The organism is Neobacillus vireti (genome assembly GCF_036962345.1).
GTDB classification, from domain to species: domain Bacteria; phylum Bacillota; class Bacilli; order Bacillales; family Cytobacillaceae; genus Neobacillus; species Neobacillus vireti_A.
The window spans coordinates 26,750-53,201 of the sequence record NZ_JBALNB010000023.1; the positions used below are offsets into that span (position 1 = coordinate 26,750).

The 26,452-nt window shown below is 38.3% G+C and carries 21 protein-coding genes and 1 pseudogene; 17 read left to right on the plus strand and 5 right to left on the minus strand.

Annotated elements, in window-relative coordinates:
• Nucleotides 1–152 precede the first annotated feature (152 nt).
• The gene (locus tag V7108_RS24395; protein WP_335569655.1) at nt 153–347 is read left to right on the plus strand and encodes a hypothetical protein; all 195 of its coding nucleotides are present in this window, start codon (nt 153–155) and stop codon (nt 345–347) included.
• Between the two features lie 227 nt (nt 348–574).
• Here the strand turns inward: V7108_RS24395 and V7108_RS24400 are convergent, their stop codons facing one another.
• Nucleotides 575–1,450 carry a YsnF/AvaK domain-containing protein gene (locus V7108_RS24400; RefSeq protein WP_335519431.1) on the minus strand — a complete coding sequence of 292 codons (876 nt, stop codon included), beginning with the start codon at nt 1,448–1,450 and terminating at the stop codon, nt 575–577.
• A 1,235-nt stretch (nt 1,451–2,685) separates the two neighbouring features.
• Here V7108_RS24400 and V7108_RS24405 point away from each other — a divergent pair.
• Nucleotides 2,686–2,925, plus strand: coding sequence for a hypothetical protein (locus V7108_RS24405; RefSeq protein ID WP_335569700.1), 240 nt, complete (start codon nt 2,686–2,688; stop codon nt 2,923–2,925).
• 63 nt (nt 2,926–2,988) lie between these two features.
• On the opposite strand, the gene V7108_RS24410 is transcribed toward V7108_RS24405, so the two are convergent.
• Nucleotides 2,989–4,995, minus strand: a complete 2,007-nt coding sequence (locus tag V7108_RS24410; protein WP_335569656.1) for a catalase — start codon at nt 4,993–4,995, stop codon at nt 2,989–2,991.
• 180 nt (nt 4,996–5,175) lie between these two features.
• Here V7108_RS24410 and V7108_RS24415 point away from each other — a divergent pair, with 180 nt between their 5' ends.
• Nucleotides 5,176–5,961, plus strand: a complete 786-nt coding sequence (locus V7108_RS24415) for an SDR family oxidoreductase (RefSeq protein WP_335519437.1) — start codon at nt 5,176–5,178, stop codon at nt 5,959–5,961.
• A gap of 103 nt (nt 5,962–6,064) precedes the next feature.
• Here V7108_RS24415 and V7108_RS24420 read toward each other — a convergent pair whose 3' ends face one another.
• A complete protein-coding gene (locus V7108_RS24420; RefSeq protein WP_335519440.1) occupies nt 6,065–7,525 on the minus strand; it encodes an alpha-amylase in 1,461 nt (486 codons plus the stop codon).
• A gap of 417 nt (nt 7,526–7,942) precedes the next feature.
• On the opposite strand from V7108_RS24420, the gene V7108_RS24425 reads away from it, so the two are divergent.
• The 12 genes and pseudogenes from V7108_RS24425 to V7108_RS24480 all read left to right on the plus strand — a co-directional run bounded on the left by V7108_RS24425 (nt 7,943) and on the right by V7108_RS24480 (nt 20,912).
• Nucleotides 7,943–8,404, plus strand: a complete 462-nt coding sequence (locus V7108_RS24425; RefSeq protein ID WP_335519442.1) for a hypothetical protein — start codon at nt 7,943–7,945, stop codon at nt 8,402–8,404.
• Between the two features lie 312 nt (nt 8,405–8,716).
• Entirely contained in the window at nt 8,717–9,145 is a 429-nt protein-coding gene (locus V7108_RS24430; protein WP_335519445.1) for a hypothetical protein, read from the plus strand.
• Nucleotides 9,146–9,559: 414 nt separating this feature from the next.
• A pseudogene (locus V7108_RS24435) lies at nt 9,560–9,850 on the plus strand (KGG domain-containing protein); the annotation flags it as partial.
• Between the two features lie 552 nt (nt 9,851–10,402).
• Entirely contained in the window at nt 10,403–10,963 is a 561-nt protein-coding gene (locus V7108_RS24440) for an integrase (protein WP_335569657.1), read from the plus strand.
• Nucleotides 10,964–11,403: 440 nt separating this feature from the next.
• Nucleotides 11,404–12,942, plus strand: coding sequence for an NADH dehydrogenase subunit 5 (locus tag V7108_RS24445; protein WP_335569658.1), 1,539 nt, complete (start codon nt 11,404–11,406; stop codon nt 12,940–12,942).
• Complete coding sequence (locus V7108_RS24450; protein WP_335569659.1) at nt 12,939–15,551, plus strand: DUF2309 domain-containing protein; 2,613 nt, start codon at nt 12,939–12,941, stop codon at nt 15,549–15,551. Before V7108_RS24445 ends, V7108_RS24450 begins: the two co-directional genes overlap by 4 nt.
• Before the next feature lie 185 nt (nt 15,552–15,736).
• Nucleotides 15,737–16,102, plus strand: coding sequence for a DUF2294 domain-containing protein (locus tag V7108_RS24455; RefSeq protein WP_335518428.1), 366 nt, complete (start codon nt 15,737–15,739; stop codon nt 16,100–16,102).
• Nucleotides 16,103–16,200: 98 nt separating this feature from the next.
• Nucleotides 16,201–16,695, plus strand: coding sequence for a carbonic anhydrase (locus V7108_RS24460; protein ID WP_335518425.1), 495 nt, complete (start codon nt 16,201–16,203; stop codon nt 16,693–16,695).
• A gap of 525 nt (nt 16,696–17,220) precedes the next feature.
• On the plus strand, nt 17,221–17,607 hold the full coding sequence (locus tag V7108_RS24465; protein ID WP_335518422.1) for a YidH family protein: 387 nt from the start codon (nt 17,221–17,223) through the stop codon (nt 17,605–17,607).
• Between the two features lie 788 nt (nt 17,608–18,395).
• Nucleotides 18,396–19,178, plus strand: coding sequence for an alpha/beta fold hydrolase (locus tag V7108_RS24470; protein WP_335569660.1), 783 nt, complete (start codon nt 18,396–18,398; stop codon nt 19,176–19,178).
• A gap of 321 nt (nt 19,179–19,499) precedes the next feature.
• Nucleotides 19,500–20,096, plus strand: coding sequence for a 50S ribosomal protein L25 (locus V7108_RS24475; protein WP_335569661.1), 597 nt, complete (start codon nt 19,500–19,502; stop codon nt 20,094–20,096).
• Nucleotides 20,097–20,501: 405 nt separating this feature from the next.
• Nucleotides 20,502–20,912: a hypothetical protein gene (locus tag V7108_RS24480; protein WP_335569662.1), complete on the plus strand. Its 411-nt coding sequence runs from the start codon at nt 20,502–20,504 to the stop codon at nt 20,910–20,912.
• A 134-nt stretch (nt 20,913–21,046) separates the two neighbouring features.
• Here V7108_RS24480 and V7108_RS24485 read toward each other — a convergent pair whose 3' ends face one another.
• Entirely contained in the window at nt 21,047–21,886 is an 840-nt protein-coding gene (locus tag V7108_RS24485; protein ID WP_335569663.1) for a hypothetical protein, read from the minus strand.
• Nucleotides 21,887–22,240: 354 nt separating this feature from the next.
• Here V7108_RS24485 and V7108_RS24490 point away from each other — a divergent pair, with 354 nt between their 5' ends.
• Both V7108_RS24490 and V7108_RS24495 read left to right on the plus strand, forming a co-directional pair.
• Nucleotides 22,241–23,278 carry a DUF3231 family protein gene (locus V7108_RS24490; protein WP_335569664.1) on the plus strand — a complete coding sequence of 346 codons (1,038 nt, stop codon included), beginning with the start codon at nt 22,241–22,243 and terminating at the stop codon, nt 23,276–23,278.
• 798 nt (nt 23,279–24,076) lie between these two features.
• Nucleotides 24,077–25,012, plus strand: a complete 936-nt coding sequence (locus V7108_RS24495; protein WP_335569665.1) for a 3-hydroxyacyl-CoA dehydrogenase family protein — start codon at nt 24,077–24,079, stop codon at nt 25,010–25,012.
• Nucleotides 25,013–25,142: 130 nt separating this feature from the next.
• On the opposite strand, the gene V7108_RS24500 is transcribed toward V7108_RS24495, so the two are convergent.
• On the minus strand, nt 25,143–26,417 hold the full coding sequence (locus tag V7108_RS24500; protein ID WP_335569666.1) for an MFS transporter: 1,275 nt from the start codon (nt 26,415–26,417) through the stop codon (nt 25,143–25,145).
• Nucleotides 26,418–26,452: the final 35 nt, after the last annotated feature.

Consider the following 26,452-nt stretch of genomic DNA (forward strand, 5'->3'; position numbering starts at 1 on the left):
TGCTCTTAAAATTCTCTCATGCCTAACCTTCCATAAAGGTTTTCTCTGGATTAATTGGATTACAAAAAAACAGGAGTTTGGTCACGAGTAAAGGTTTAATACTTATTATTTAAGGTTATATAATACAAAACGATATATCTGAGGTGAAAAGTATGAGTAGTAAAGATAATAAATCACCAAAAGAGAAAAAACAAAATGCTGCTGAAAAGTTAGAAGGTCAGGAATTTGTTGATGAAATACCGTTAGAAGATTTGAAAATCGAGATGGAAGATGAAAGGAAAAAATTTAAGACTAAGGATGATTCACAAAGTGAACGAAAGTATAATAGAAATTATATTAGGGAATAAAACCCTGTTAGATCAAAGTTTTAAATGATAAACTGACAAAGTTGTCAGAGAATTTGTCCGCGTAAATCTATAATAGAAAAAGAAAGTTATTGGAGAAGGCCTTTCATCAGTATACTAAACTGTTGGGAGGTCTTTTCTTTCTGGAAAAAGGGTCAGTCCCCCAGTCTGCTAAAATGCAATGTAGCGGGGGACTGACCCTAATAGATATACTCCTTAGAGACCATCCATTAAAATCTATCAGTATTCAAACTATTGCTGCCAGTAGTAGTTTCATTGACCGAAGCTTCGCCCTCTTTGGTCACCTCTGCTTCCTCACGCTTAATATTTTCTGTTACCTGTTGGGTTTCCGTAACTTGTTTCTTGCCAATCACCAATTCTTCAGCAACGACTGGTTTCTTCGTCACTTCTACTTTCTCCTCGACAATTGGTACGCGGATGGTTTCAGCATCGCCTATTGGTGTGGTTGTGTCTGCATCAGTATTGTCGACTGACCGTCTCTCTACATAGACCTCTTCATGCGTTACTGGGACATTTACTGTTTTCTGTTCTTCAACCACATCTTTTTTCACCTCTACCTCACCTGTCTGAACACGCTGTTTATTCACATCCAACTGCTCTTCGCGCAGCTCTAGTGATTGCTCCTTATCTGTTTCGAAAGTATCTTCAAGACCAGTTTTATCACGAGCAAAGTCTTCTGTAGAGATACCGTTGGCAGCACTATCAGTCGCTACTCCTTTTTCTGCGAGAAGCAGAATCATTCCGGAATTGATATCTTCTTCATATTTAAGCGCATCTGCTTGATTAATACCTTGAGCAATCAAATGATCATAATAGGTATTTCTGCCGTCATTTTGGGCAGTAATATTCACAAATGGGGTAAACAGGCTTGTTAAGAACCCTAGGTGGTCTTCTGATGGTGAATTATCCCTTGTGGTTATCTCCTGAGAAGTTACCCCTGTTTCCTCTTCGATGGTAGAAGGGACATCTACTGTCTTAGCAATAATAGAAAAGTCTTTTACGGAATATCCTCTGTTTTGGAATACCTCAATGGCCTTAATTACTTCATCGCTGGAATCATAAACTCCTAAAACTATTTTACTCATAGTTATAGCCTCCTTTTCCCTTTTGTTTGCTGATAAAAGCGTACAAAATATACATACCCGGTTTAACACCATTGGAAACAAATTTTCTCTGTCTGGTCAAAACAGAACCGACTGTGGTTGTTGCAGAAGAAGGAATTATAGACCGTCTAGCAATATTGGGGTGGGTCTCGTCAGATGTCTTTAACAAAACGGAAAAGATGGAAGACACAAGGCGAATAATCCGAGCGTTGGGTACAGGAAGCCTAAGTAAAAAAATATCTGAGGAGGATTTTAACTTATATGAAAAAGAGGATTTGTTCCACCTATTTTAGAAAAACAGGTGTTTTCCTCGACAATTTATTTTCTTGGAAAAGGGAAAAAGCTTAGTTTAAAAGGGATTACTACACTTTCAATCAATCGATTAGTTAGTATAAAATTTGTTTCTTATTGTTAGATTATATATTTCGTTAGTTTCTATCGTCGGTTTTTAAGTTAATTCTTAACAACACAACTTTTATACGACAATTAATTCATTTGAAAACAGCCAAATACATGTTTGTTTAAAGGGTTTGTCCACTATTCAATCAAACGCTTAATTAGCTAAATCAGTTTTAATTAAACGATTGATTAAAAAAGCTTGAAATGCTGTCAAAACTAGGTTTAATCCTCCTTAGTATAAAAAAATTTGTCGAGATGAAGTTTATTCCTTAATTAAGGGTCTTGAGGACAAACCGATATGAGCGGGGAGAAGGATTAGTCCCTAATCAAGGGTCTTGAGGACAAATCGGTATGAGCCGGGAGAAGGATTAGTCCCTAATCAAGGGTCTTGAGGACAAATCGATATGAGCTGGGAGAAGGATTAGTCCCTAATCAAGGGTCTTGAGGACAAATCGATATGAGCTGGGAGAAGGATTAGTCCTCAATCCGGGGTCTTGAGGACAAATCGGTATGAGCCGGGAGAAGGATTAGTCCCTAATCAAGGGTCTTGAGGACAAATCGATATGAGCCGGGAGAAGGATTAGTCCCTAATCAAGGGTCTTGAGGACAAACCGATATGAGTGGGGAGAAGGATTAGTCCTTAATTAAGGGTCTTGAGGACAAACCGATATGAGCGGGGAGAAGGATTAGTCCCTAATCAAGGGTCTTGAGGACAAATCGGTATGAGCCGGGAGAAGGATTGATCCCTAATCAAGGGTCTTGAGGACAAACCGATATGAGCCAGGAGAAGGGTCTAGTAATTAGTGGTGGAAAGCTTTTTGCTGGTATCGATAGGTATCCCGAAACAACATGGGAAAAGTGCAGGAGAAACTGCCGCTAGCGGTGAGTGGGTAAACATGATCGAGGCTAGTATCGTGGGTCCAACTAAAGTTACTCGTTCAGCACTTCAAAATGCTGCATCTGTAGTGGGTATGTTCTTAACAACTGAAGCAGTTGGTTGCCGACAAGCCAATAACTTTTTTCTAAAGAAAAGACTACTCCTAAAAACAAGGAAGTAGTCTTTTCATGTTGTTGAAATTAGCACAAAGCCCTGGCAAATTTTAATGTTCAGGATTTTATGCTTATAATGTGCGTTCCCAGAAACGGCCCTGTGCTACTCCTTCTATGAATTTAGGAATATCAGCCTTGGTTAAATCATAAACACCAGGTGCATCTAACACCACACGGCATCTTTCTAGGGCTGTGTAATCTTCAACGGCCATTGCCAAAGGTTTGAAGTGTTTATAGGTAGTTTCAATAAAATCTAATACAGACGGATCAGCTTCGGAACTCGTACTAATCAATATTGCTGCATCAAAAAGACTTGAATCTGCCGTATCAAACGTATCTGTTACTTTTAGAACAGGACTAATCGTATACATCTTTTTTGCCACAATACTATAATTGATATTATATTGCGCCAGCGTTCGAATCCAATCGGTTAATTTTTCATCATCGGGCTCACCATCTAACAAAATGGCGGCACATTTAGTAGCCGGTTGCTTCACTGTGTTTGCCATACTAAGGGCAGGAGACTTTTTATCCGATTTTAATTCAAGATTTTCCTGAGGAAGTTCTGCTCCAATATTGCCTGCGACTTCTTCCGCCACTTGCCGGTCAATATGATTTAATAGCGCAACCGCGTTATTTTTAACCATTTCCGATTTACATTTCCCTAGCTCAAAGCTTAATGCATCCTTTAAGTGCTTTTGTTCAAATGGAGCTAAACTGTTGTAGAATAACTTCGCTTGAGAGTAGAAATCTAGAAAACTGTCACTTCGACCTCTAATTTTACGACCATCGATTTTTTCCTGATAAGATTCATAGCCCCCTAGTTCAACCGGTGCCGGTTCTGGCTGATTGGCATTTAAACCGTTCCGATGATAGCTTGTTTGTCCTTTATGGATCACCATCTGATGCATTCCATCCCGCTGATTATTATGAAATGGACAGACAGGCTGATTAATTGGAATCTGGTGGAAATTCGGACCTCCCAGGCGGGATAGCTGTGTATCTGTATAGGAAAATAAACGTCCTTGTAAGAGAGGATCGTTTGAAAAATCAATCCCTGGTACGACATGACCAGGATGAAAAGCGACTTGTTCTGTTTCGGCAAAAAAGTTTTGAACATTACGATTCAAGGTCATTTTACCCACAATCTTTATGGGGACTTCTTCTTCTGGCCATAATTTTGTCGGATCTAAAATGTCAAAATCAAAGTTGAACTCATCTTTTTCAGGTATAATTTGCAAGCCTAACTCCCATTCCGGAAAATCCCCTTTCTCAATCGCTTCATACAAGTCTTGGCGATGGAAGTCAGGGTTTTTACCTGCAATTCTCTGTGCTTCATCCCAGACTAGTGAGTGTACACCAAGAAGAGGCTTCCAGTGGAATTTGACAAAATGTGCTTCGCCATCCGCATTAATCAGTCTGAAGGTGTGCACACCAAAGCCTTCCATCATACGTAGGCTGCGCGGAATGGCACGGTCACTCATGGCCCACATGACCATATGGGCCGATTCATGATTTTGGCCAATGAAGTCCCAAAACGTATCGTGAGCGCTAGCCCCTTGTGGAATTTCCGTATGTGGTTCGGGTTTAAGAGCATGTACAAAGTCAGGGAACTTAATCGCGTCTTGAATAAAGAAAACGGGCATATTATTACCGACTAAATCAAAGTTACCTTCATCCGTATAAAATTTGGTCGCAAACCCTCGAACGTCACGAACCGTATCGCTAGACCCTCTCGAGCCCTGTACCGTTGAGAAGCGGACAAAAACCGGTGTAGTTTTGGATGTGTCAGTAAGAAAATCAGCTTTTGTATATTCAACTAGAGATTCATAAAGCTGAAAGTCTCCATGTGCCCCTGCACCACGGGCATGAACAACCCGTTCAGGGATTCGTTCATGGTCAAAATGTGTCATCTTTTCTCGAAAATGAAAATCCTCCATCAATGTAGGCCCTCTTAACCCAGCCTTTAATGAAAACTCATCTTCAGATACTTTTAGCCCTTGGTTAGTAGTTAAAGGAGCAGTTTTTTCATTGTTAATGGTAAAGCTACTTAATTGAACAGCCTTCTTATTATCCATAGAAATCCTCCTCACGAAAATATGTAACCACAAAATTAAAAAAAGAGCATGTAAAGGAATTACACTCTCCATTCGGTACCCTTTTTAAAGGAAAGTGAAACCTAGTAATATAATCCTTATGTTTCAAAATCTCCATGGTGGATATAGTAATATACATCACCATTAAGGAGGTTTTTTAACGTGAAAAATCTACTTCAAAATCAGGTTGCTGTTGTTACAGGGGCTGGCTCAGGGATAGGAAGGGCTTCTGCTTTGAAGCTTGCTCAGAATGGAGGAAAAATTGCGTTAGTAGATTTGCATAAAGAAAACGTGGAAGAGGTCAAAAAACAAATTGAAGATATGGGAAGTGAAGCGCTTGTCTTGGAAGCCAATGTTTCTCACCCGAAGGAAGTAGAGAACTTCTACAAAAGAATCATTGATCAGTGGGGAAGACTCGATGTTGTCTTTGCTAACGCGGGGATTAATGGGGAAGTGGCGCCTATAGAAGACTTGGAGCCGGAAGAATGGGACTTAACCATCTCCAATAATTTAACGAGTACCTTTTTAACGGTAAAATATGCAATCCCGCATTTAAAGACAAATGGGGGAAGTATCATTATTACTAGTTCCATTAATGGGAACAGAATCTATAAAAATATTGGCATGTCCGCATATAGTACATCAAAAATTGGTCAGATGGGCTTTGGAAAAATGGCAGCTCTTGAGCTTGCCAACTATGGTATTAGAGTCAACATAATCTGCCCAGGAGCTATTGAAACAAATATCAATAAAAACACATGGAAAGAGTCCGAAAAATTAAAAAAGGTCGAAATCCCCATTGAATACCCGGAAGGGAACCAACCATTAGAGCACAAATCCGGAAAACCAGAACAAGTCGCCGACCTAGTACTATTCCTCGCTACCAACCTATCAAACCACATCACCGGAAGTGAAATCTACATTGATGGGGCGGAATCGCTTTTATAGGTGCCTGTCACCACAAAAAGACAAAACACACAAAATGTCCACGTACAGCGGACATTTTGTTTTTGCATTTAGGATTGCTTGAATTCCCCATTTATAGTTTGCATTACTCGCTTGGATGGTAAGCCCAAACGGATACGCTGCCGCCGTTAACTGGGAAAGTGGCATATCCATCTTCTTCGATGGTAATTTGGTCATGCCTCGAGTTTGTTAGGTCTACCCATGTTTCTCCAACTTTCCTTTCTCCAACGTACATCCTTTTCTCGCCATCCTCTCCATTGGAGATGACGACTGCACAACCAGAGTTCGTAAGTTCTTTCACACCCAGCCGAACCCAGCCAATGGTATTTGGATGGTCGAAGTAATCATGCTGTTCCCCGTATGCTTTATCGTATCTGGCAAAGAGGAGGCGGTCCAGGATTGCCTTTTTTCCTTCTGCCGGTTCTGGACCTCCGATTCCGTAGTAATCACCATAGAAGAGACATGGATTTCCATCTTTTCTTAGGAGAATCAGGGCATACGCACTTGGCTTAAACCAGTCCTGAACCCACGATTCAAGGGATTCTTGGGGCTGAGTGTCATGATTATCAACGAATGTAACAGCATTTTTAGGGTGGGAAGCTACAAGGGTATCCTCGAAAATACTGGTTAGATCAAAATCACTGCCTTCGATGGAGGCTTTATGTAGCTTATAATGCAAAGGGACATCGAACAAATCTATTCGATAATCGACATGGTCAAGGTATTTTTGACATGCATGAAGCTGAGGTTTCCAGACTTCTCCGACAAAATAAAAATCATCGCCTCGATGTTTACGCATCTCCTCTACAAACTCGCTAATGAAATAGTGATTAATGTGCTTGATTGCATCAAGCCTGTATCCATCGCAGTTAAGGGTATCCGCAAGCCATTTTCCCCATTCTATCATTTCTTGTTTTACTTCAGGATGTTCATAGTCAATATCTGCAAGCATTAGATAGTCATAATTTCCGTTTTCATCATCTACATGTTTACTCCAATCCTTGTCATCGGCAAGAATTTTAAATATTCCTGATTTCCCTGTCTTTTCATCATAATCCGTACCGGTAAAATGCTCATACCTCCATTCAAAAGGAGAATATTTTCCTTCACGTCCTGGAAATGTAAATTTTGTCCAAGCTTCAATTTCAAAGGGTTCCGAAATTTCTGCGGTCCGGTCCTCTTGGTCCACTTCAATAACTTTAATCATTTCCGTCTCGTCAGCACCTGCTTTATGGTTCATAACAACATCTACATACACTTTAATCCCGACATTTTGACAGTCAATTATTGCTTCTATCAGTTCTTGTTTCGTCCCATATTTTGTCCGAATGGAACCTTTTTGACTAAACTGACCCAGGTCGTATAAATCATATGAGGCGTAGCCATTATCATCAGGTGAGGTCGCTTTTGTTACTGGTGGTATCCAGATGGAGGTAATTCCTTTTTCTTTTAATTCTGGCGCCATCTCCTTCAAACGCCTCCAGTGGCTTCCATCTGGCTCTAGATGCCACTCGAAAAATTGCATGATTGTGTTGTTTCTTTCCATGTTCCAATCCTCCTCGTTTATTAATCAATAGGTATATCAATACTTACCCAGTTTGATACCAAACGAATCCTGCAAAAAACTAATGAGGCTGGGACAAAACACTACTCTATTTAATAATCAACCAGTTAAGGTTGAAAAGGTAGATGACTATACAGGTAAATTCACTTTGCGTAAAATATGTATGGGCGCGTTCGAGGCTTAGGAAACATTTTCATTGTGCCAAAACATATTTATGAAGGTGGTACCAATTATTGCTAACAGCCCACAAAATGCTCACCCAGTTGGTACAGGACGATACAAATTTAAGAGTATAAATTTGCTAAACCAATCTGCGCAGAAGCTGATCAACACTTAAAACAAGTGGATGATGACATTATGTGGTCTGTCATTTATTTTAATGAAGGGAAGGAAGGTATTGTGGAAAAGGTTAAGTTAGCTTTAAATTATGCCCTTATGCTTGAAATGATAAAGGCTAAAGGTTATGACAGTACAACAATAGTCGCACTCTTGAATGAGGGAGATGAAAAAATACTTGGCAGTTGTGGTGATGGAATTCCAACATGGAAAACGCTGGTCGATTATTACCACATGGATAAAGCGAAATTTCACAAGGTCCTTAAAGAAGGATATGAAATTACATTCTTGACAAAAGGTGCTCTTAAAACCCTTTTATCCATAAAGTTTGGAATGAAAGAGGGCGTAGATTTTGTTGATACTGGTGAATTCCTTGATCAAGTTAAGATTACATCAGACAACCTTAAATCGCTGCGTGGAATCATCTCAAAAAACTGGACGATAGTTTTAGAGGATGAAAAGTCTAATGAAGAAACATACTTAATTAAAATTGAGCTAACCTATAAACCTGTCTTTAATATATAGGTCCTGTTAAATTTTAATGGTGATAAATGAGTGAATTAAAAGTAAATTCTATTAGTGAATGTTTCCCTTGATAGATAGTTTTAGCAATGGGTTATAATGTAACATTCAATCAACTATATGATTTAGGAATTGACCTATTTTTAAAAGGTATATATAACGGTTATGAAAGAGTTTATAACAGTAAAGAATAATTGATAGTGTTTTTTTATTCAAAGGATTCATTTAAATTTAATCAAATGGAGAGTTGGTTAGTCATTTTTTCTGAGATTTTGGACATCCTCTTAATATGTAGAGTACTAAGGAGGAAAGCAGATGACGGAAGTTAGGAATTTTGAAGTTGAACAAATACTTAGTGGCCACCCAGAACACCAAAGACACGAATTCTCTTTTAAGGTTGATGACAATGAGTTTAAAGGTCATTTTCAAGAGGGTGAAATTACGTGGATGCATCCCTATCCAAAACAAATACTAGGTGAGGAAAAAGAAGCGAAAATTGAAAACAAAATCCGTGAATTGTTGGGAGAGCATGGGGTTCCAGGTGGGATTGATGACATTGAAATGACGCAAGCGTTTGAAGACCGACTACATGAGCGCCGCCAAGTCACTCTTAAAGTGCAAGGACACGAGTTCAAAGGGTTTGTTCACGAAGGAGAAATCCAGTGGTTTCATCCTCAACCAAAACAAAAGCTTAATGAAGAGCATGTTGAAGCGATTGAAACAGAGATTCATGAAAAAGAATAGGTCAGGAATTGACAGTTTACAACGTTAAGGGAATAAAACGTTGACTTATAAGTAGTGTAATCTAGCCCACTCTTTTTTGAGAAATGGATAAGTGCATTTTCCACTATCTGAGAAATAGTCATGTAAATAATTTATATCTATAACAAAAAACACTTCCTATAAAATTTAGGGAGTGGTTTTTTGTGTTGTTTCTTTGCATGTTCTTTTCCCCCAGTTCGTTAATCTAAAGTATTTGAATATTTACCCAATTTGGTAGAAAAAACTAGTAGGGGCAGGGGGTTAAATTACTTGGACCTATAGGGTATTTACTTGATTGTTCTAATAGCAAATGAAAAAAATGATGTTTAATTTAATAGGGGGCGGGAATATAAAGAGTGCAACTGAATTCTAGTAAAATTAAGGAGGAATTTTTCTATGGCTAAGAATACCAAGAACAATCGCAGTGAAGACAATAATGGTAACATGACTGTCGAAGAAGCGGGACGAAAAGGTGGAGAAGCCACCTCCTCAAACCATGATAGGGAGTTTTATGAAAGAATCGGGCGAAAAGGTGGAGAAGCTACCGCTGCAAATCATGACAGAGATTTTTATGAAGAAATCGGTAGAAAAGGCGGCGAAGCCACTTCAGAAAACCACGACAGAGAGTTTTATGAGGAAATTGGACGAAAAGGCGGCGAAGCCCGCGCCAAACAACGTGACAATAATTAAATACGTGAGCAACTCTCATCAAAGTTAATCCGACATATTTTCCAAAAAGGGTGCCCCATACATTATGGGACGCCCTTTTTGCGTTGAATCAAATCAATAAGCTAATTACATAGAAGGCGTTCTTTTTTTTATTCCAAATGATCCCATTTTGAAGTGCTTTTTCCTAAAATACGTGCCGAAATGACAGTTGTATTGGCATTGTTGAATAACCGGAGATTCTCCGGTTAGATTTAGAATGGAGCTCATTTCGGGGTATATAAGGGGAGGATTTCTTATTATGCAAAGCAAAGTCTCCCATTTTTGAATTTCTCGAGCCAATAGGCGAAATCCCTAAGTCTATTCAGGCTATTTTTTAAGCGGATTTTTCCAAAACGGAACCCGGCTTTTATTCAGAGAACGCCTACTTGTTGCTACGGAATTTTTTTTGATATATATTCATATAGTTATAGAAAACTTCATTTCATAAAATTTGTGAATAGAAGTCTTCCACACTAATCAATTAGCGTAAAATCTCAATAGAAAAATTAAATGAGAAAGCAAGGGGAAAAATTGAACTATAAAAAAGGGGAAAACTGGATTGAGCAATTAATACAGTCAACTATAAGAGCAGTTGGAATAGAAATTGAACTGAAGCAAGAGCATACTGGGGTGAATATGAGCTATAATTTTATCCTTGACCATATAGGATATGATGTTAAACGTATAGAAGAAGCAATAAAGGAAATGCAGGCTCAAGTTTCACTTAAATCGTATATTAAAGCTTTCACCCTACATGAGTTAGGGCATGCGTTGGACCGGAAAGCTTTAATGGATTCACTGACAAAAACGCTTGAATTTTACGAGATGAAAAAAAACCATACAATATCCGAACAATACAGTGATTACGATCTTCTTAAAATGATAATCGAAGAGCATGAGATGAATATCGCGTTTGAAGAAACGGCTTGGGCAAATGCTGAAAAGTTGAATATGGAATACGGTATTGTTGACTGGGAAAGCTTTGAAAAAGTAAAGAATCAGGGAATGGCAACTTATTTGAATTTATTTTCAAAAGATTTACAGATATACAATAAGCTTATATCGGAGCAACAAACCGAGCAAATTGCTTAATGACTATAACCTGTGAGGTTCTGTTCCTTGAAATTCACAAGGACAAAACTTTAACTTGACAGAATGTTTGATAAATAGTAACATTACTACCATAAATTAATTGCTAATTATATCTCAATATAAATAGATTACTTTAGCATAAGGTTAATAACATCAAAATTGACACTATGAAAAGGTAAATCTATAAAATGAGGGTAAACTCTAAATATACTTCCATATTGGAAGAAAGAAAATATTAAATAATTAGGTAGACTAATAAAAGGCCAGATTGGGCCAGTTAAAAGTAAACCGACAATTTTCAAAGTTTAATGGTTTTGAACCATTATACTTAAAAATTGTCGGTTTTTTTGTTTTTAAAAATTAAACAGATAGGAATGTAGTGAAATGAAGGGAATCGGTCAAGGTCATATTCTCAGAATGATGGTTTCTTCTATACACCGATGGGGGGAAGTAAAATGTTAATTTCTCTGCCAGAAATATTTTTTGCATTGCTTGCCATATCGGTGCTTAGCGGGTTATTCCTGTTATACCCCAGGGTTCCGCTGTCTTTTGTTCAGTTTCACGTCGGTATTACCCTGCTGCCCCCGGTTGTTGCCCTGCTGGCCCTTGTTACGAACAATGAGACTATTGATTACGGCCCTTGGCGGCTTGATTCTTTATCATGGCTGCTGGCTTTGTTTGTCCTTACCATCGGTTTTATCGTGCAGCGCTATTCTGTTCGTTACTTACTTGGTGATCGTTCTTATCGAAAATATTTTGCTCTGCTGACGATTACTACTACTGCTGATTCGGGTGCCTGGCTAAGTAATGACCTTCGCCTGCTGCTGGTTTGCTGGGGGGTTACACTCCTAGGACTGACTTTGCTTATAAAATTAAAAAAAGAGTGGAGTGTTGCTAGAAACGCTGCAAAGCAATCCGGCCGTCTGTTTGCACTAGGCTGGCTTATTCTGTTGGGAGCTGTCATCTGGATTACCCAAAGCACGGGGCATTGGCAGCTGTCGCTCGTCCTCACCAAAAGCAGTCTTGCACAGCTTGAATCATGGGAAAGGACTTGTATTAACCTGCTGCTAATCTTGGCCGTCGTGATTCCGGCAGCACAATGGCCTTTCCAACGCTGGCTGTTAGATTCAGTAGTGGCTCCAACTCCTGTCTCCGCAGTAATGCATGCAGGATTAGTGAATGCAGGCGGAATTATCTTGACTCGATTTTCACCGCTTTTTAGCGGAGATATAGCCCAAATTGTTTTGCTGCTATTGTCCTGTGTTTCCGTCATGATAGGGACCGGAATTATGCTGGTTCATGTTGATTATAAACGGCAGCTAGTCGGGTCTACGATTGCTCAAATGGGGTTCATGTTAATCCAATGTGCATTAGGTGCATATTTGGCAGCCATTATCCACGCTGTCTTACATGGTCTATTCAAATCAACCCTTTTCTTACAAGCTGGCTCTGTGCTTCACGACCACGAGAAGCCAACCTCTGGGACGAACCAGCCAACATCATTGTTATGGACAATTACTGGCGGGATTTTAGGTCTCCTGGTGGCAATTGGTCTTTGGATGTCTTCTCCTGGAGAGGGATATCGATTGATAAGCGCTCTTACCTTAGGATGGTCAGTATCATTTTCCTGGACCCATCTCGTGGCTTTTGGATCCGGACGTATCAGGCGCATAGCAGGATTTTCTTTGTTTGCAGGAGCCGCAATTGTATACAGTTTGGTACATGACGCTTTTTATGGTGTGTTACAAGATACAATCCCGAAAGGAATTCAGCCACCGGCACCAGCGGCCATTTTGCTGCTGATTACCTTATTGGCCGGAAGTGCTGCGGTTGTATGGCTGGCTCGTCATCGTTCATCAACTGCCTATGCTCTCATTTATCTTTGGCTTGTACGATTAGGTGAGCCTCAAAATGATTCGGTCGAAAGTCATCCTAAGCATTTGACACAATCAGTCTTTAAAGGAGGTCATTTACGATGAATACAACATTAGCAAAAACATTACATTGGGAAAAGCTGCCTGAAACCCTCGATATTGATCTCAATGACTTGGTGAAATCCGCGAGCAGGGTCATTGTACCGCTCGGTCCTATTAACACATTTGCAGCACGCAACCCCTGGGTAGGGTTAGAGGGACAACCGTTTGAAAAAATGGCACGCTGGCTCAAAGATACTTGTGATGTAGATATCTACCCCAATGACTCCGTATTTCAGTCAGCACGAGATCGAGGAGAGATTCATCAGGACTTTTTAGAAAAGGGATTTCAACATTGGCTCAACTCACAATCTTTGGAGTTGCCGCGTGTGGCCGCAGAGCGGTTTTGCCGGACTGCACTTTTACAGAATCAACCATATTCAAGCACTTTGGAAGCACCTGAGTTAAAAAGCATGGCAAGAAAACTAAATCGTTTTACATCCCAAATGACAGAAAAAAATTGTGTTAAAACCTATAGTCAGCGCTTGGAACAATTGGGAAGGGTGAATGCAGCACACGAGTTAAACCGCCATATGATCAAGTGGTGTAAATTGTATTTGGATAAATCCCAGGCTGTCTGGTCGATGCCTAATCGGGAAGAAGGTTTCTATCATGCGTGGCGGAAACTAGTCCAGCATGACCCGGCACTTAGCCGTAAGGTACGTAAACAACTAAGTGAGTTGCCGGTAGAGGCAGAGGCTACCTTAATGGAAGTTTTGCTTTTGCTGGAAATTCCTTTCTCAGAAATTCAGGACTATTTTGAAGCACATTTCCTTGCTTTGCCAGGCTGGGGAGGGATGATGCTTTGGCGCTCACAGCAATCAGCCGAAGAAACTTCACTCCTGCTGGACTATTTAGCTGTACGAATTTCGATGGAATGGGCTTTGGTTAAACCCTGTCTTCCCTTGCCTGAAAAAAGAAATGATAAAGTAAATCTAGAACCATTAATTGCAGCTTGGGCGGAATGGGGGAACCTGCCAATCAATGCTTGGTTACAGTTATCCTCTACAGAAATAAAGGCACGTTTGGCCCTTGCGTATCGTTTTGATAAGACTCTACGCAATCGGCTTTTGCTTGAAGCATGGGAAAAAACATATGAAGACCAGTTGAGGACGATGATTACATCCCAAAGGTCTGCTGTAGCTGCAGAAGATGTAAAGCAGGCACTCGCTCAATTTGTATTTTGTATTGATGTGCGTTCAGAGCCTTTTCGCCGCAAACTTGAAAAGGCAGGAGATTTTGAGACCTATGGAACAGCAGGCTTTTTCGGATTGCCGATTGAAACCTGCGACCTAGGCAGTAACCACACGCATGACTCTTTGCCGGTGATGTTTAAACCGCAATACAAGGTAAAAGAGATATCACCAGATTTTGAATCCTTTCAACAACGGCATCAGGTAGTCAGTACACTCGGTTATACATTTAAAACGATGAAAAATAATTTGGTTTCCAGCATGGCGCTTCCGGAAATTAGCGGTCCCTGGCTCAGCCTGCAAACGCTGGCCCGCAGCTTTATGCCTCGGAGTGCAGGCCGGACAATAAGTAAATTGCTCGAAACATGGCTGCATAAACCATCCACGGAACTCTCACTTGACTATATGCAAAAATCAGAAACAGGTCTGCCAATTGGCTTTTCCATGAAAGAAAAAGTACACTATGTACGGCAAGCACTAAAAATGATGGGACTCACCGACCAATTTGCACCACTAGTGGTTATTTGCGGACATGGAAGTCACAGCACGAACAATCCATATCGTTCCGCACTCGACTGCGGTGCATGCGGGGGAGCATCAAGCGGATTTAATGCACGGGTGCTGGCAGCCTTATGTAATCTTCCAAATGTAAGGAAGAGCCTCGAAACAGAGGGAATTATCATTCCGAAAGATACTATTTTTGCAGCCGCGGAGCATATTACCACTCTTGATGAATTACGTTGGCTTTATGTTCCGGAACTTTCAGTGAAAGCTAAGGAAGCATTTAAACGGATTCAAGCCGAGCTGCCAACGGTGAGTGAGGAAGCCAATGCTGAGCGGATTCCGCAATTGCCAAATCTCGGAACTCTTCTTAAGAATCCGAAGGCTGAGGCGCAGCGTCTTTCAGAAGATTGGAGTGAGGTTCGACCGGAATGGGGCTTGGCACGTAACGCTGCGTTTATCATTGGGGAACGCAGGCTGACCCAAGACTGCAATCTGGGAGGAAGAGTTTTCCTCAACAATTATAACTGGAAGAAGGATAAAAACGGTGCCATTCTCGCCAACATTATTTCCGGGCCGGCAACGGTGGCTCAATGGATTAACCTGCAATATTATGCCTCCACTGTAGCCCCTCATTATTATGGCAGCGGGAATAAAATAACCCAAACCGTGACAGCAGGTCTCGGGGTCATGCAGGGTAATGCAAGTGACTTATTATCCGGACTACCCTGGCAGTCTGTTATGAAATCGGACGAAGAGGCCTATCATGAGCCACTGCGTTTGCTGGTGGTCATCCAAGCACCGAGGGGTTATGTGAAACGGATGCTGGACCACGATCATGCCTTTCATCAAAAAGTGAAAAACGGATGGATTCGGCTTGCGTCCATTGATCCGGAAGGACACTGGGAGAGTTGGTCTTAACCTCTTTCCCGGTTTTTATATATGTCCATGTGTGAAGGCTGCTTTTCTTTCCGGCGCTTTTCTAACAATGACAAAGCTTTCCTAAGAAAGTCGTCACATGGGCGGAAAAGATTGTTTTTTAGAATATTATAGGCAATATTTGGCCATCAATGAATGTAACTTTGATAAAAGGAAAAGGGATCTGTATGGAAAAAACAAAAGGAACACTTGAAGCTGAAATAAGCAAAGCTTTAACACATTGGGAGAAAAATTATCTTGGACGAGGCTCCGTAGCTGTTAAATCGGATATCTTACGGGATATGGTGATTGTAATACTCCGCGGTATACTAACTGCTGCTGAATATACAGTATGTCAGGATAAAGAAGGATTGTTATCAGTAAAAGAACATCGCAACAGTTTAGTGGAATCCGGTTTGGATGATTTAAAAGAAATTATCTTAACGATAACAGGGGAAGAAGTAGTAAGTTTTTACACCGATATTAGTACACAAACTGGAGAACGAGTAATGGTCTTTAAGCTTTCCAGTGACCTGCAAAGCAAATTATCTTAAAAACAAAAGGATATGTTGTGACTCGTGTATTTTTCATATAAGGAAGAGTCGGGAAACTTATTTGGAACAAAAATCAAAACATATATGGGGTGAATTTGATGTCTAGAGATGAAAAGAAAAAAGTACTATTTGTGATTGGAATGGATCAGAAGTTAGAACGATTCATTAAAGAAGAAACCAATGTTAATTCGGAAAACATGATCATCTTACAAACATATCAGCCAGTCATTTCACACCCCTTCGATGATCTAATGAGGGACATCATTATTGCTGTGTTTCAGGATAATGTTGAGGAAATCGTTGTGGTCTCCACAAATGATTATCACAAGAATACTAGGGATATACTGAACAAAATATATAAAAACAAAGAATTACAGGACAAGATTCAAACATTAGATTATCTTTTTAAAAATTGCATGCCGGAATTTCCTGAGGGCACGGTAAGTGTATGGCTGCATGGAGGCAATACTTTAGCGGAGAGCGTACGAAAATCTGTCAACATCATACGCAATCATCCGCTGCTGCCGTCACATGTTAAGGTCAAAGAATTATATATTGAACAAGCGAATAAAAGGCTATCAGAAATTGTCTAAGAAACTATTGCTTATGTATATAATGAAATAAAAGTCTTAATTCCTCCAATCTATAGGGATTAAGACTTTTTGTTTTATAGTTTAATTATAGTTGCAGTAATTAAAATAAATTGACTAATAGTAGTGATAATGTTTTTACTAATTCTAGGCATTTTAAAGCTAGTGTGGCCCGCTAAGATTGGTTTGAATGAGCAGTGGTATTGCAGCAAATCCATTTTTGGCTTGGAATCAATAAGCAAAAAAATTGCAGGAAGAGCCTAGGTTTATAATACATATGAAGAATGGCAGAGGCAGCTGCCATTTTGGTCAGTGAGTACGATAAAGCGGACGATTCGCTCTTTAGAGAAAAAGAGTCAGTCTCCAGTCTGCTGGTTTGAAGTTGCTCCAAGGACAGGGGGGTGGGAAATGATTAGGTTTATTAATAATAAGTGTTCGTGAACAATTAAGGTATCAGTTATATTGAAAAGCAGGTAATACGGGAATTCAGGGTATAAATTAAAAACCTAGATTAAGGAGTTGGAAGCAATGAGCAAGGGGAAAGAAAAAGCGGGTGAAAATATACCAACACTCGATTCAAAATATATTCAGCAGCATTTGGCAAATGAAAGGACGTTTTTAGCCTGGATTCGAACTGCTATTGCCATCATTGGGGTTGGATTCTTAGTAACAAATCTACATATTAATATGAAAGAAAGCCTCTCCCCAGCTGGGGATATACTTGCAAATATGATAGGAATTGCTTCCGTTGGTATAGGCATTATAACAATCATAATGGCAACCATTGTTTATCTAATAAAAATCAATACGATTAATAATCAAACATATACAGCATCAAGGAAATACATTATTACTCTAAGTATATTTATTATTGTAATTGCCCTGTTATTTGGTTCTTATTTCTTACTTTTATAATATAAAATCCATTTATTTTCCTTCTTATTTGTAACACAGTTTTATGCTTTAATGTTAAGAAAAACAAAAAATGAAAAGAAGAATCACCAGCATCCCATGTATTGCCGATTAACTCTGGACACGTGGAGTGTGTGTACACCGCCAATAGATTATCTTTTTGACTTTGCTACCATTTTGCTAATGCAATCCAGTGAAAAACAGTGATATCCCGTAAAGATGTTACAAACAGAATTTAACAAAATAGGGATAAACCGACCGCGCTTTTCGTACACATCATTAAAGATATTACACATTCTCATCTTACGGCGGCATGATGTAATATATTCATCCCAATATTTATAGTAGCAACTTCCAAGTGCAGGGAAGTAGTTCTTTTCTTTTTTACCGAGAATAGTAAGAGTATTAATGACAATAAGTTTAAGAAGTGCATGGGATTTTTTCTTTGCGCTCTGCCTGAAACAGCACCTGCCGCTGCAACTAACCAAATGGATCAAGAGCAGAAGCCATAGTATCCCCAGTAAAAGCACCTACACCGGTTCCTGCTGCCTCAGTTTTGTTATCCTCACGTTTGCGTTTGTTGATATCAGCAATCTATTTCACTCCTTTCTCTTTTTATAGGGAAATGCTATTGTAAACCTTATCCTTGATAAAAAATTTCTGAAGTGACGACAATTCATTTAAGATTCGTTTTTTAATAGGGTGTTTCCCTGGCTGAATTAAAAATAGGCATTCACCCAGACTTATCTAAGTGAATATCTTATTGGTAAAGCTTTCAAGGGGGAATCGGAGTGGGGTACTATGTTAATGTAGAATCAGGCGTAAAATTATATGTGGAAGATATAAATCCCGAGGGCAGTAAGACGATCGTGTTTTTACATGGCTGGCCGCTAAGCCATAAACAGTTTGAATATCAATTTGATGTTCTTCCCTTCATGGGTTACCGCTGTATCGGAATTGACTGGAGAGGATTTGGAAAGTCGGATAAGCCAATAAGTGGATATAGTTTTAACCGATTGGCGGATGATATACGTACAGTAGTGGATGTACTTCAATTAAACAATTTTATTCTTGCAGGTCATTCTACAGGTGGAGCGATCGCAATTCGATATATGTCCCGACATAATGGTTATGGAGTATCCAAACTTGTCCTAGTTGACGTTGCAGCTCCTATAGGATTTACTACTGAAACTGCGACTAAATTTCTTACTCAAGCGTTAAATGACCGTCCTAAGATGATGCTAGAAGTGACAGACAACTTTTTCTTTCAATATATAACAAGCCCATTCTCTGAGTGGTTTATTCAAATGGGCTTACAAGCAGCAGGTTGGTCAACGGCAGCGATCATCATTACACTAAGAGACGAGAAGCTTTATGGAGATTTGCCAAACATACATGTCCCTACCTTAATCATCCATGGTGTTCATGACAAAGTTATTCCATTTGCACAGGCTCATGAACTAAATCAAACCATAAAAAATTCACAGCTTGTTCCGTTCCAGTACAGCGGTCATGGTCCTTTCTGGGAAGAACGTGACAAGTTTAACCAATTATTAAGGCAATTTATTGGTTGATAGTCCTCTTCAACTAAAGGAAGCAAGTTTCGAAAACCAAGCTGCCCAATTGGTGGCTTTTCTTTTTGAAGTAACGGGCATGAGAGTTACTTAGTAGTGTTTAGTTGAGGCGGCAATGAGATACTGAAAAAACATTTAGAATGGTTCTTTTTACGAACAAATTACTTAAAATAGGCTTTTGAAGTAAAAAAAAGGATAAGCTCTTTTTTTGAAATAATATACAGAATTAGATATACTTGAAGAGTATGATGATTTTTTAATAGACCTGGTCTATTAAAATACAAGTCTAAGATTAACTAATCAGGAAGGTGGAAGTAAATAGTGAATACATTAGTAGCTCAAGAAAGAAAAGATTTTAAAAGATCTACTCTGAAATCGTTGAGAAATGATGGGGGAATCCCTGGGATTGTTTATGGAAGAAAGATTGATACTAAATCTATTTTTATTAAGAACAAAGAATTACGAAATGTGATTAAGGACGTTGGTAGAAATGGTATTATATCGCTAAACGTTGATGGGAAATCAGAAGATGTTATATTAAGAAGTTACCAAAATAACCCTGTTACAAAGGATATACTTCATGTGGATTTCCTTCAAGTTGATAATCACACTGAAATTGATACAAGTGTTAGTGTGATTTTAAAGGGAACATCTAGTGGAGAAAAAGTTGGAGGAGTTGTTAAACAGTTTCTTCACGAATTAAATATAACAGCAAAAGTTAATGATTTGCCTGATAGTATTGAAATTGATATCACAAACTTTGAAATCGGTCATACCGTTCAAATAGCAGATATTAAAAAAGAGTATAGTAACTGTACCTTCAAACATGAGGATGAAGAAGCTATCATGATGGTCGACTATGTGAAAGTTATAACAGAGGACGAAGAGGATGCTAAAGTTGAAGCACCGACAGTTTAGTCTCTGTTATATATTAAAAAATAATAGAAATAAGTTAAAGAAATAGGCATCAACTTACGAAGATTAGCACTCCACGCTAAACTTCATTATCTCTGACAATATTTCATATTTTTTAATACTGTTTGTCTTTTACCATTAAAAGTATAAATAAAACGAAAAACTATGTCAATATTTTTTTTAAGCACTTTTGATCTTATTAATCGTCTTTGGCTTAAGCATTTATTGTTCTTCTGCTAACGGTTTTAAGTAATTGGATTGAAAAGCTGATATAGCGGATTTTTAAAGAAGCTTCTCATGAGTTGAGCAAACTTGTGGAAAGCTTCTTTTTCCATATCATGTGTTACAATGATGATATAATTTTTGTTCGATACAATCATATTAGAGTGAGAGTGAGGGGCGGAAAAAATGTACGCTGGTCTAGCATATTTTGTTTCCCTTTTTGTCATTGTGATATCAGTATTTACCACACTTTTTGTTAAGAATGAACTAGAACGATTATTTCGAGAAAAAAGTGTGCTTCCTTTTCATATATGCAATGTCGTTATTATCTTAATGGTTTCTATGTTGGCACATACTGTAATGACGAAATATATCATTGGGAATGAAGTCAATTGGTTCTTACAAACAGTAATCCTTATGCTCATTATCCTGCCAATTTATTTATTAGGGCACTTTGCATTTGAAAAGTATAAAACAATTTATCGAAAATACATACCCACAGATAACAGAAAAGTGGTTGTTCTTAATGAAAAGTACTTAAAAAAGAAAAAACCATCTTCAAGACTCAAAAATTATAATTCCTTTTCCAAGGAATAGTAAAACCTACACACACCTATATGCGAACGCAGATAATGGCTGTCGAGACTTTCTCGACAGCCTAAAGCCATTATAGAACCTCGTTATCTAGATATAAAACTATGAGTGTCTATTCCGAAGGCTTCCTTATCATCCTAACTATTCAGTTTAAGGTATTTCCTCCCCTTTTGTGGATAGATTCCTTCGGTTTGAAACCACTCCCAAAGTAAGGTTCCGCTTTTTCGTCCAATACATCCGCTCATAATAAGTCCAGGAACGATTATATAGGTGGGCAAGCCTTTTACGTAATAGGTTATATTGGTGTTAAATTCCTTTAAGACAGTAATCTGGTCAATGATACTTGTAACCTCAAAGAGGCTATCCCATCTTTTCGTACATTCCTTAAAACTCTGGTTAACTATTTCAATTTGTTTTTCGGGGCTAAAATCTTTCTGATGGAGTTGTGGAAAGTCTCTCAAAAAGAGTGTATTCAGCACTTGCTCACATAATTTCAGGTCGGAAATTGCCTCTTTTGAATACTTATCAACGACTGTAAACCATGTTGTGCCAACGCGCTTATCAAGCCACTGAATAAACATCTTTAATTGGGAAAGGAAGGTTTCTACTTGTTTTTCATCAGGGGTAAGTTTCATAACATGAGGCAATTGGGTGAAAATCAGTTCTTCCCAGAATGGTCGCTTGCATTTTTTCCATGAGGGTGGACAGTTATCTTCCAAAACGTCGGTCATGTAGTTAGATAAGATACGGAGAAACTCATTGCGGTTTTTGTCGTGGGGGAGTTCAAGTTTATAGTCAATTAAATCCTTCCCATAAAATAAAAAATGACCTCGGTGCCTCATGTTAAATTCAGCGCTTAACTTCAAATTTTTTAAAATATTTTCCCGTTCTTTTGGATTTTCAAAGTGCTTCATTAATACTTTCACTTGCGGTTCTTTCTCTTCAAAAATATTCTTCGTATTGTTGTTGTTCTTCATTCAATCAACCTGCTTCCATAGTGAATTGTTTTTCGGATTAGAAAAGAGGGGTTAATGGAGGATTTTACTAGGACTACTCATAGTATATCGTTTTCATAAACGTTTAATTGGTTGATTTATGTTACTTTTGTGAATAGATGCTTTTTTCTATGCAATCCAATGAAAAAACTTTATTCGTCCCCATGCTCAAAAATTATTGCATGCAGTCGTAAACTCATCGATAGTTTTATTAAATAGAGGGAATATTACCTGATAGAATCAACTAGGAGTTGAGCTTTCATTAAATAATGATACAAACTCTACAAGGCTTTATCGAAGGGATTTATAAAAATAGTGATAGGAGGAAAGGATTAAATGATTGAAGATAAAAAGGTGTCCGAACATGACGATATCCCTTTAACAGCTTCGGAAATCGGTTTTCTTTGGGCGCAATATGTAAACGATACCTTAGCAACTTGTGTGATGAGTTATTTTAAAAATACATGCAAAGATAAAGAGATCCTTCCGCTTATCGAAAATTCCTTAAGCATAGCACAAAATGACGTTACGATAATTAAGGATATTTTTTCAAAAGAGAATCATCCTATTCCAGTTGGTTTTACTGAAGAAGATGTAAATCTGAATGCACCTAGATTGTTTTCTGACGCATTTATCCTTATGTATTTACAAAAATTAGAGGTAATTGCAATGGAAAGTATTGGTATGGCAATTGGTGTTTCGGCACGTTCAGATGTAAGTGATTTTTTTAGAAATTTACTCATATCTGTTTCTGAATTACACGATAAGGCAAGAAAGGTTATGTTATCAAAGGGTGTATATATTAGACCACCGCAAATACCGATGTCAGATAAGGTTGATTTTGTAGAAAAACAAAGGTATCTATTTGATTTTTTAGGTCATAAACGCCCCCTAACAGCAATTGAAATTACACATCTTTTTATGGGTATCCAATCGAATACTTTAGGGAAAGCAATGATGGTGGCTTTTGCACAAGTGTGTAAAAATGAAGATGTAAAACAATTCTTTTTGGATGGAAAAGAAATTGCTAATAAGCATATGAAAAAATTTAGTTCAATATTGAGTACCGAGGACATTACAGTACCTATGGGGTGGGAGGCCTTTGTTTTGGATAGTACAGCTGCACCCTTTTCAGATAAATTAATGATGTTTCATACTACTTATTTGATTGCCCTTGGGATAGGAAATTATGGTGTTGCGGCTGGTACAAGCCAAAGAATGGATTTAAGTGCTACATATGTACGCCTTGCCGCTCAAATTGCATTATATGCTGAAGATGGTGCAAACATAATGATTAAACATGCATGGCTGGAAGAACCCCCAAAACAAATCGACCGTCAAGCACTTGTTAAACAACAAAAAGAAAAGAAATGATTTTTCTATATTATTGCCGATTTTAGCAGAAAAACGAGCAAGTCGTTTCAATGTTTAGAATGGAAGGCAGTCATTACCGCCAATTCCAGGAGTTAAACCTCGTCCGTTAGTTTAGGTTTAAAGCAGACAATATTGTTATTAATTTAGCCAAGAGTAATTCAAAGGTTTGGCGTCAGGCTTCATCCAACTTGGATGGTGCCTGGTACTTTTTTGAGTAACTATCAATTTTTATTATGTAACCTTATTTGCCTGGTTTAACAAGTTTTTTCTTCGACAATAAATTCTTACATAAAACCGTTAAAAACTCGATTTAAAAGGATTTACTGCACTTTTAACCAAACGATTAATTAGTGCCACAAGGTGTATAAATTTGTAAGAATGTGTATTTTTCTAGTTTCTATAGTCAGTTTTATAGATAATACCTAACAATAACAAATTTTATACGACAATTAATACACATGAAAACAGCCAAAGGTCCGTCTCGCAAAAGGGTTTCCCCGTGATTTAACCAAACGATTAATTAGTTGAATAAGTTTTAACTAAACGATTGATTAAAATTGATTTAAATGTTATCAAACTTGTGTTTAAACCTCATTTGTTAGGCGGAACTTGTCGAGAGGAGGACTAGTAAAAAGGGTGGCTTTGATTAGAAGTAGTAATTGATCAATAGTTATAACCACTTCCTATTAAAATAAGGGAGTGGTTATTTATTTGATTACTTTTAAGCCTAACGGAATTAACAGAATTATAGTAAAATAAATAATAGATTAATAAAATACTGAAATAGGTGGGGTACTGATGAGTGAAAAGGTTACTGTTTTAGGTGCAGGTACAATGGGGCATGGAATTGCTCAACTTTATGCACAGGCAGGATATGATGTTTTTTTATATGATATAAAAGCTGAATTTTTAACTAGTGCGGTCGAAAGAATTTCAGCGAATTTAGATATGTTAATTCAAGAGGGAGTTATTGGTGAAAAGAATAAAGAAAGCGCTCTATCCCGGATTTTTACAACCACGAATTTAGAAGTTGCTGTTAAGGATACATCCTTTGTTACCGAGGCTGCTTCAGAGAATTTAGAGATTAAATTTAGCTTGTTCAAACAATTGGAAGAATTGATCGAGGATGATACTGTTATTGCCTCTAATACTTCGACATTTTCACTAAGACAATTATCAGAGGGGATTCAGAGCAGAGACAGATTAATAATTACCCACTTCTTTAATCCAGCACAGATTGTTCCGTTAGTGGAAGTGGTGAAGGGACCTGATACGGCACAAGAAATTATTGATCGAACTGTAGAAGTTCTGAAAAATATAGGGAAAAAACCAGTAGTTTTGAAAAAAGATATCCCTGGTTTTATTGCCAATCGCTTGCAAGCAGCTCTTGTCCGTGAGGCTTTTTACTTACTAGATGAAGGGATTGCTTCCGCAGAAGATATTGATTCAGCCATTACAGATGGTCCCGGATTCAGATGGTCATTTATTGGTCCATTAGAAACCGCTGATTTTGGAGGACTTGATATTTGGAAGAGTGTAGTTGAAAATCTTGCCCCAGAATTATCAGAAGAGGTAAAGATTCCAGCTTTTGTTGAGGAAAAGGTTCAAAGTGGAAAGCTAGGAACCAAAACGGGCAGCGGGTTATTTACATATGCAGACGAGGAAGAAGTACAACAGAAAATCAAACGAAGAGATGAAAGTTTTGTTCGATTAGCTAAAATAAAGAACACATAAACTTTTTTAAAAGAAGGCAACGAATCAATTGTACTGCACCCCAAAAGTTAAAGTAAATCTAATTATTGGGGGTCACCTCAAATTGGTGTTGCCTTTTTGTGTCTTGTTAGTTCTAGCTTTCTATGAATTGTTATAAAGTCATTATTCCTTCATTCGTTAATTGATTTGAATGTTGTTTTTTTATAATAATGACAAAAAAACTTGCTAATAAACAGAAAACTCCTGCCAAGAAGAATGCCCAGGAATAAGTGTTGAAAAATCTATAGATTAAACCTCCACCAAAAGCAGCTACTGCAGCACCTGCCTGATGAGATGCAAAAATCCAACCATAAACGACCCCGCTTTTTTTCGTTCCGAAGATTTGTCTTGAGATACTAATCGTTGGTGGAACCGTTGCAATCCAATCTAATCCGTAAAACACAGTAAAGATCATTAGCATAGTAATGGAACCTTCATTTAATGCAAAAGGAAGGAATACAAGAGAAGCCCCTCTTAAACCGTAATACCAAAATAAAAGCCAGCGATTATCGAAACGATCTGACAGCCATCCGGATAGAGTGGTTCCTACTAGATTAAAGATTCCCATAAACGAAAGAAACGAAGCTGCTGTAACTAAAGGGATTCCAAAACTAATACAGAAAGAAACAAAATGTGTACCAATTAACCCGTTTGTTGAAAGACCACAAATAAAGAAACTACCAGCTAACAACCAAAATTCTTTCACTTTTACAGCTTGGAATAGACCTTTGAAGGCTATAACAATAGGATTTTCCTTCCGACTTTCCTTGCTCTCTTGTATTTCTTGATCAAGTCCATAGGGAAGAACACCAGCATCCTTTGGTGTGTTTTTCATAAATAAAAAGATTATGATAATCATAATGATACTAAGGATCATAATTAAACCCATTGCTGTGCGCCAAGATTCATTTTCTATCATAGCGGCTAAGACAGGAAGTAGAATTAACTGACCTGTTGCTGTACTTGCCGTTAAAATTCCTACAGCAAGTCCTCTTCTTTTGACAAACCAATGATTCGCCACATATGGACTTACTACCGTTAAAAAAAGACTCGCCCCCAGTCCAATAATAACGCCCCAAATAATAATTAACTGCCATGACTGGTTCATAAAGAAGGTTAGTATGATACCGGTCAGCAAAGTTGTCATTGACATGAGCATCATTTTTTTTAACCCAATCACTTCTAATAATGCTGCCATGAACGGGCCTGATATACCATATAAAAAAAGACTAATGGCAAAAGCGAGTGCAATAACAGATCGATCCCAGCCAAATTCTTTTTCGAAAGGGTCTATAAAAACCCCCGATGATGACATGGCAATACCAGCTACAATAATGGAGAAAAATGTTATGGCAAGAATAAACCAGCTATAGTGTATATGTTTCAAAACTAGACTCCCTCCGTTGGAACCAGGGGGACGGT